This is a genomic window from Patulibacter sp. NPDC049589 (assembly GCF_040675535.1).
Classification (GTDB): Bacteria; Actinomycetota; Thermoleophilia; order Solirubrobacterales; family Solirubrobacteraceae; genus Patulibacter.
Window position 1 is genome coordinate 21,167 of record NZ_JBFAPC010000069.1, and the last position, 7,365, is coordinate 28,531.

The 7,365-nt window shown below is 70.2% G+C and carries 6 protein-coding genes; 5 read left to right on the plus strand and 1 reads right to left on the minus strand.

Translation table 11 applies throughout. From position 1 onward, the window contains the following. Window positions 1–4: 4 nt before the first annotated feature. The 5 genes from AB0L40_RS14370 (at window position 5) to AB0L40_RS14390 (ending at window position 6,410) form a co-directional block, all read left to right on the plus strand. Window positions 5–1,324, plus strand: coding sequence for an MlaD family protein (locus tag AB0L40_RS14370; RefSeq protein WP_364355444.1), 1,320 nt, complete (start codon window positions 5–7; stop codon window positions 1,322–1,324). Next, window positions 1,321–2,817 (plus strand): MlaD family protein, encoded by a 1,497-nt coding sequence (locus AB0L40_RS14375; protein ID WP_364355447.1) that lies wholly within the window; start codon window positions 1,321–1,323, stop codon window positions 2,815–2,817. The genes AB0L40_RS14370 and AB0L40_RS14375 overlap by 4 nt, the downstream gene beginning before the upstream one ends. Then, the gene (locus tag AB0L40_RS14380; protein ID WP_364355449.1) at window positions 2,814–4,175 is read left to right on the plus strand and encodes an MlaD family protein; all 1,362 of its coding nucleotides are present in this window, start codon (window positions 2,814–2,816) and stop codon (window positions 4,173–4,175) included. Before AB0L40_RS14375 ends, AB0L40_RS14380 begins: the two co-directional genes overlap by 4 nt. Further along, complete coding sequence (locus AB0L40_RS14385) at window positions 4,175–5,536, plus strand: MlaD family protein (RefSeq protein ID WP_364355451.1); 1,362 nt, start codon at window positions 4,175–4,177, stop codon at window positions 5,534–5,536. The genes AB0L40_RS14380 and AB0L40_RS14385 overlap by 1 nt, the downstream gene beginning before the upstream one ends. A 115-nt stretch (window positions 5,537–5,651) precedes the next feature. Beyond that, the gene (locus tag AB0L40_RS14390; RefSeq protein WP_364355454.1) at window positions 5,652–6,410 is read left to right on the plus strand and encodes a DUF4386 family protein; all 759 of its coding nucleotides are present in this window, start codon (window positions 5,652–5,654) and stop codon (window positions 6,408–6,410) included. 189 nt (window positions 6,411–6,599) lie between these two features. Here AB0L40_RS14390 and AB0L40_RS14395 read toward each other — a convergent pair whose 3' ends face one another. Next, on the minus strand, window positions 6,600–6,986 hold the full coding sequence (locus tag AB0L40_RS14395) for a hypothetical protein (RefSeq protein WP_364355457.1): 387 nt from the start codon (window positions 6,984–6,986) through the stop codon (window positions 6,600–6,602). Between the last annotated feature and the right edge of the window lie 379 nt (window positions 6,987–7,365).

The window sequence follows — 7,365 nt, forward strand, 5'->3', positions numbered from 1 at the left end:
ATTGGTGATCGGCGGCATCGCGATCGTCGTGCTGGCCATCGCCACGATGATCGGCTACCGGGCCGCGGACACCGTCCCGGGCCGCCAGTACTACAACCTGAAGGCCGAGTTCACCCAGGCCGACAACCTGTCGAACCACTACGAGGTCCGCATCGGCGGCCTGCGGGCGGGCCAGATCCTCAACCCGCGGGTCCACGACGGCAAGGCGCTCGTCGACATCCGCCTGGACAAGAAGTTCGCCCCGCTGCGCGCGGACTCGAAGCTCCAGGTGCGCCTGCGGTCGGCGGTCGGCGTGCGCTACCTCCAGATCGTCCCCGGCAAGCGCGGGGCTCCGTTGAAGGAGGGCGACCTGCTGCCCACCGAGAACCAGACGCAGAACGTCGCGCTGGACCAGGTCCTCGGCACCCTCGACAGCGACACGCGGCAGAAGGCGCAGACGCTCCTCGACGCGCTCGGCGAGGGCGCCGACGGCAACGGCCTGGAGCTCAACACGGCCCTGCGGAAGCTCACGCCGTTCCTGCGGCAGGTGCAGACGCTGGCCCGGCCGCTCAACGCGCAGCCCGGCAGCACGGCGCGCGCCATCCGCGAGACCGACGCAGCTGTCGGGGCCTTCGACGGGGTTCGCGACACGCTCGCGTCGGCGTTCGATCCGCTCCGGCGCGGTCTGAAGCCGTTCGCGGACGACGCCGACCGGATCGGCGAGACGCTGGACGAGGCCACGCCGACGCTCCATCAGGTGCAGGCGCAGCTGCCGCAGGTCGACCGGCTCGTGCGGGCCGTCGACGGTCTCGCCGTCGACGGTCGCCCGGCGCTGCAGCAGGCGCCGTCCGCGCTGAAGGAGACGACGCGGCTCCTGAAGGGCGCGCGTCCGGCGGTGCGGCAGGCCAAGGCGACGCTGGACCTGGCGAAGGGGGCAGTCGACCCCACGATCAACGTCCTGCAGACCCTGCAGCCGCAGCTCGTGCGGATCGACAGCCCGATCAACTCGGCGCGTCCGCTGCTGAAGCACCTGGCCCCGCACGCCTGCGCGATCCCGAGCGTGTTCAGCACCTGGGCGAACTGGCTCAAGTGGGGCAGCGACAAGAGCTCCGGCATCCGGTTCTACATCCAGGAGAACCTCGGCGACACGCTGTCCGGCGGCTCCGCGACGAACCCGGTGCGGCAGGTCCTCAACCAGTTCGTGCACTCGAACCCCTACCCCGAGCCGTGCGACAACGGCAACAACACGGCGACCGGGTCCAGCGAGTCCGGCCCGAACCTTCCGGACGCGATCGAGTCCAGCAAGGGCCTCACCTACTCCAAGTCCTTCCCGGTGATCCGATGAGCAAGCGCACGCAGCGCCGCGGGGGTCGCGGCATGTTCGAGATCCGGCCGGGGCAGCACCGGCCGAAGAACATCCGCAACGGCACGATCTTCATCGTCCTGATTGCGCTGTTGCTCTTCGTGATCTACGCGAAGCCCACCGTGCCCGGGTTCGGGACGGAGGGCCAGAAGGTGGTCGTCAACGTCGCCAACGGCATCAACATCCGACCCGGCAGCACGCCGGTGCGGGTCAACGGCGTCGAGGTGGGCGCGGTCACCAAGGTCGACCGGGCCCCGTCCGGCCGGGGCGTGCGGGTCGAGCTGCTCGTCGAGAAGGGGAAGGGCGTCAAGGTCCACAAGGACGCCTCGGTGGCGTTCCGGTGGCGGACGCTCCTCGGCCGCAACCTCTACGCGGACCTCAAGCCCGGGTCCGCCAGCGCGCCGGTCCTCGCGTCGTCGGACGTGATCCCCGAGTCGCACACCGAGGTGCAGACGGAGCTGGACCAGGCCGTCGAGCCGCTGGACACGACCGGCCGGAAGGCCCTGCAGACGATCGTGAAGGAGTTCGACAAGGGCTTCGGCTCCGCGTCGGCCTACAAGCGCACGGTGAAGGCCCTCGGGCCGGCGCTGTCGTCCCTGGGCCCGGGCCTCGAGTCCGTGCGAGGCACGGAGCCGGGCGACCTGCAGAAGATGATCCAGAAGAGCAGCCGCGTGCTCGGCGCGGTGGCCTCGGATGAGGCCAAGCTCGGCGAGTTCATCAACAGCGGCAGCGTCGCCCTCGGCGTCACCGCGGCGCGCTCGGCCGATGTCCGCTCGCTGCTCGCATCCGCCCCCGGCGCGCTGCAGGAGACGAGGACGACGATGGCGCGCCTGCGCAAGACGCTGGACGTCCTCGACCCTGTCGCCCAGGAGCTGCGTCCCGGCGCCCGCAAGCTCGCCGGCTCGGCGGACGACGCCAACGAGCTGCTGACCGCCGCCGCGCCGCTGCTCAAGGACGCCAAGCCGACGGTGCGCGCCCTGAAGCCCGCGGTGCAGGACCTGACGAAGCTCACCACGTCCGGCAACGATCTGATGGCGGCCGCCAATCCCGTGCTCGACGACGCGATCTACCCGATCCTCCCGTACCTCCGGACGCCGGGCGTCGTCTCCAAGCGCAAGCTCTACACGATGATCGGTCCGGCGATCTCGGTCGGCGACGCCGGGACCGCCTGGGGCGACAGCCGCGGCACGTTCGGCAACTTCGAGGCGGGCGCCGGCGAGGGCACGATCCCGGCGTTCTCGCCGTGCCAGACGTGGATCACGGACGGCACCGTCCCGCCGGACCAGAAGATCAACTGCGACGCGGCGGTGCGGATCATCGCTGCGCTCGTGACGGGGACGTCCCCGGATCAGATCGACGTCAAGGGCGCCGCGGCACCGGCCGCGAAGTCCAAGTCGTTGCTCGACAGCAAGCAGGGAATCCAGCTGATGACCAAGAGCCTCGCCGCCGACAAGAAGAAGGAGGCGGGACGATGAGCCGCAGCGCAGGCCGCGACCGCTTGATGCTGGAGCTCAAGCGCGCGTCGTTCCCGTTCTTCCTCTACCTGCTCCTGATCGCGGCGGGCATCTTCGCGTCCGTCACGATCGTCCGCAACCTGGCCGGCAACAAGCCGTGGGTGAGCTACTCCACCTACAAGGTCGCCTTCGACAACGTCAAGGGCATCACGCCGGGACGCGTCGAGCTTCGGCTGGCCGGCGTCAAGGCCGGGACGGTGAAGTCCACCGAGCTGGTGAACGGCCAGGCCGTCATGACGGTCAAGCTCGAGAAGAAGTACGCGCCCCTTCACCAGGACGCCAAGGTGTCGATCCGTCCCGTCACCGCGCTGGAGGACGAGTACGTCGACATCACCAGCCGCGGCACCGCCGGCGCGCCGGAGCTGAAGGCGAACGAGATCCTGCCCGCGAAGCAGACGACCTCGCAGGAAGAGGTCGGCAAGGTCCTCAACGTCCTGGACACCGACACGCGCGCCCGGTTCACGCAGCTCCTCAACGGGCTCTCTCGGGGCACGAAGGACCACGGACTGGCGTTGAAGGACGGCTTCGCGCAGCTCGGGCCCTTCCTGGAGGCGGCGACGAGGCTCGGCGACGTGCTCCGGGACCGCAAGGAGAACACCGCCCGCCTGGTGCACAACTTCGCGAACCTCACGGAGGTCCTGGCCACGCGCGACGCGCAGCTGAAGGGCTTCGTGGACCAGGGCGGAAAGCTGCTGGGGACGCTGGCGCAGCACGACGGCTCGCTGTCCCAGACGCTCGCGTCGCTGCCCGGGACGCTGCAGAACCTGCAGGCGACGTTCGCCAACGTGCGCGGGACCACGGGCCCGCTGGAGGGCGCGCTGAGCTCGCTGCGGCCGGTGGCGAAGAAGCTCCCGTCGGGCCTGGACAGCCTGAGCGACCTGTCGAAGGTCGGCACGCCCGCGGTCAAGTCGCTGCGCCCGTCCGTCAAGGCGCTGATGCCGCTGGCCAAGGAGCTGCCGCACACCTCCGCCAACGCGTCGGCGGCGCTCACGCCGCTGGTCCCGCAGATGACGCAGCTGCATCACGGTACTCAGGTCGTCAACCCCTGTCTGCCGCTCGTCGGGGCGCTCGTCGACCGCATCGCGTCGCTCGGCAAGTACAGCGGGACGCAGGGCTCGGAGGGCACGGTCCCGGACATGCGTGCCCAGGCGACGGTCGACCTGACGAGCGCCACGCTCAGCGTCGGCAAGGACCCGGGGTGGATGCCGGTCGTCAAGCCGTGCTTCGCGAATCCGTCGGTGGTCCGCAACAACAACGGGATGGGCCAGCTCACACCGGTTCCCTCCCGCGACGCCGCGGTCAGCAAGGAGCAGAAGTAATGAAGAACCAGCACATCGCGGGCAAGTCGTTCGTCCTGTTCCTGATCCTCATCGGCGGGCTGGCGATCCTCGCCTACTTCTACTCCACGGCCGGCGGACGACTGCCGCTGTCGGAGAAGCCGTACAAGGTCACGGCGATCCTCACGGACTCGCAGCAGGTCCTGAAGCACGCCGACGTTCGGTCGGCGGGCGTCAAGATCGGCGAGGTCGGGGACATCGAGAACTCCGGTGACGGGCGTCGGGTGCGGCTCACGCTGGAGCTCAAGAAGAAGTACGCCCCGGTCTACCGCGATGCCAAGGTGCTCGTGCGTCAGAAGACGCTCGTCGGCGAGAACTACGTCGACCTCACCGTCGGCGACCGGTCGGCCGGCCAGGTCGCGAACGGCGGGACGCTCACGGTGGCGGCGCAGAAGGAGGCCGTGCCGATCGACCAGGTGCTGAACACCCTGGATCCGAAGACCCGCAAGAGCGTCTCGGAGGACCTCCGCGCCGGGGGCGACACCCTCAAGGGCCGGGGCAGCGACCTCAACGAGCTGTTCGGGCGCGTCCGGCCGGTGGCCGAGGACGGCAGCGCGCTGCTGTCGGTGCTCAACCGGCAACGGGGCCAGATCACGCGGCTCGTCCGCAACACCGGCACGGTGATGGCCGCCATCGGCAGCCGCTCCGGCGATCTCCAGAACCTGGTCCGTACGGCGAAGACCACCGCGCAGGCGATCGCGGATCGCGACGCCTCGGTGGAGCGCACGTTCGCGTCGCTGCCGCCGACGCTGCGGCAGGCGCGGACGTCCGTCGCGAAGCTGGAGTCGTTCGCCGGCACCTCGACCCCGACGGTGAACGACCTGCGGACGTCGCTGCAGAGCCTCAAGCCGGTGCTCACCGAGCTGCGGCCCACGGCGGCACGGGCGCGGCGTCTGACGGATGCGCTCCCGGCGCTCTTCAAGGCCACGAACCCGGCCCTGGCGACGCTGCCGACGTTCGCCGACGCCGGCTCCGACGCCATCCCGAAGCTCGAGGGGACGCTCCGTCAGATCAACCCCGCACTGGCGCACATCTCGCCGTACGGCAACGATCTGGTGGGCTTCGTCGAGAACTTCGGCTCCAGTCGCACGTATGACCAGAACGGCGTGATGGGCATCTGCCGGTGCCCCGTGGGCGTGAACTCGATCGCGAACTTCCCCGGCACGCTGCGGTCGATCCTCGCGCCGCTGCTCGACGAGGGACCGGTCGGCGACCTGCTCGCGGAGTCCGACAACCAGTACCGCCTGCCGAACAAGCTGCCGGACGCGAGCGTGCCGTTCTCGAAGGGGAACAACTGGAAGGTCATCAAGCCGGACACCACCCCCAACGAGGTCGTCAAGTAGCGCTCCGGCGTTCCGCCGACACCTACCGGTAGGGCGCCGCGCCCGGGACGGATCCGTCCCGGGCGCCGTTGCGTTGAAGAGGACAAGGCCCCCCGGAAGCAGGGAGACTGCGTACATGAGCACCACAGATGACGAAGCGGTCCTGGAGGCCGAGCGGCGTTGGGGGAGGGTCGCCGGGGTGGCCGCGCTCCTCAGCATCGCCGCGACGATCGCGACGGTGGCGGTCGCGAGCTCGGCGTCGGGGAACTCGGCGTTGCCGCAGGGCCCCCCCGGGCTGTCGGAGGAGGTGATCGACCGCGCGAAGCTGCTGGTCGATTTCCGCAACAACGAGACGGAGCTGGCGATCTCGTCGGGCCTGCGGTGCGTCGGGCTGCTCTTGATGATCGTGATCGGCGTGTACCTGTACCGCCTGACCCGCACGCGGGACGAGGAAGCCGTCAAGCCGGTGGTGCTCTACCTGACGTTCGTGGCGCCGATCCTGATCGTGATTTCGACGGTGATCGGGTTCGTGGCGTTCGGGAACGTCGCCGACGAGCTGGTGGCGTCGGGGCCGCGGACGATCGACCGGGCGAAGCAACTGATCGACGACTCCGGCGGCCTGTCGGTCGCACGGGTCGGCGACAAGGTGACCCGGGTGGTCGCGGCCATCTGGCTCGCGCTCCTGGCGACGTCGGCGATGCGGGTGGGGCTCCTGACGCGCTTCCTCGGCTACTGGGGCGTGGCCGGCGCGGCGTGCTTGGTCCTGCTGCCGATCGGGGACGCGATGCTCGCCGGATGGATCGGCTCGATGGGGATCCTGGCGCTCGGCTTCTGGCCCGGCGGCCGTCCTCTGGCCTGGGACAGCACCGAGCCGCAGGAGATCGAAGCGATCTGAGGACCGCGGGGCCCCGAGGAGCGTCCGGCGCGGGTGACCGCACCCGCGCGCGCACCGGGCCCGTGGCTGCCGTCGGTGGCGCGCAGCGGGCCGCGGGCTGCGAGGGGCACGTGGAGGAGCCGGCGGCGGCCCGGAGGGGGTGTCCCGCGCAGCCCCGCCTCCGCGGGACCCGGGGTCGGGGCGGGGCGGTCAGCCGCCGAGGGCCGCGTCCATCCCGGGGTTGTTGATGTCGGTCTTCGTCTTCTCGCCGAGCTTGCCGCGCCACATGGCGTAGTCGAAGCCGCGGAGGATCGGGGCGACGCGCAGGAACTTGCGGACCGGGCCCGAGTACTCGACGTCGCCGTGGTGGACGGCCATCGGCAGCGGGATGCGGTCCGCCAGCATGTCGATCCACAGCGGCGTGGGGGCGTACATGTGGATCTCGGCGTTCGGGTCGATGCCCGCCGTCGCGCTGATCGGCATCTTCGTGAGGTGCAGGGTCACGCCCGTGCCCTCCGGGGCGTCCGTCAGGTGGATCGCCACGGTGGTCCGTGCGAACGCCATCCGGCTCGCGAGCTGCTGTTCTTGCGCGGCCATCTCGAAGAACTCCTCGAGCAGCCGTACGAATTCATCCGGCGCAACTGTGGCTCCGTGCACGGGCGTCCCTCCATCCCCGCCGCTGAGGCGGCGCTTCCGCTCTGTGGCCAACATCGCACATCGAGACGTGTGAGTGGCACCGACGCCCAAGAGGCTCGCACGCCAGTGTGACACCGGTCCTCCTCCGAACGGGTGATCAGGGCCATCCAATGGGGCTGCGCACCATCCGACCGCGGTGTACGGGGGACGCGGATCACCCGTAGTGATGCGGGTTTGGGGCCGAACGGCCCGCGCGGGCGGCGATCCATCGGGCGATGGATCTCCCCCGGGAGGGTGATGCCGCGCACCACTTCCGCGGGGGAGGGTGGTGAGTGAGTTC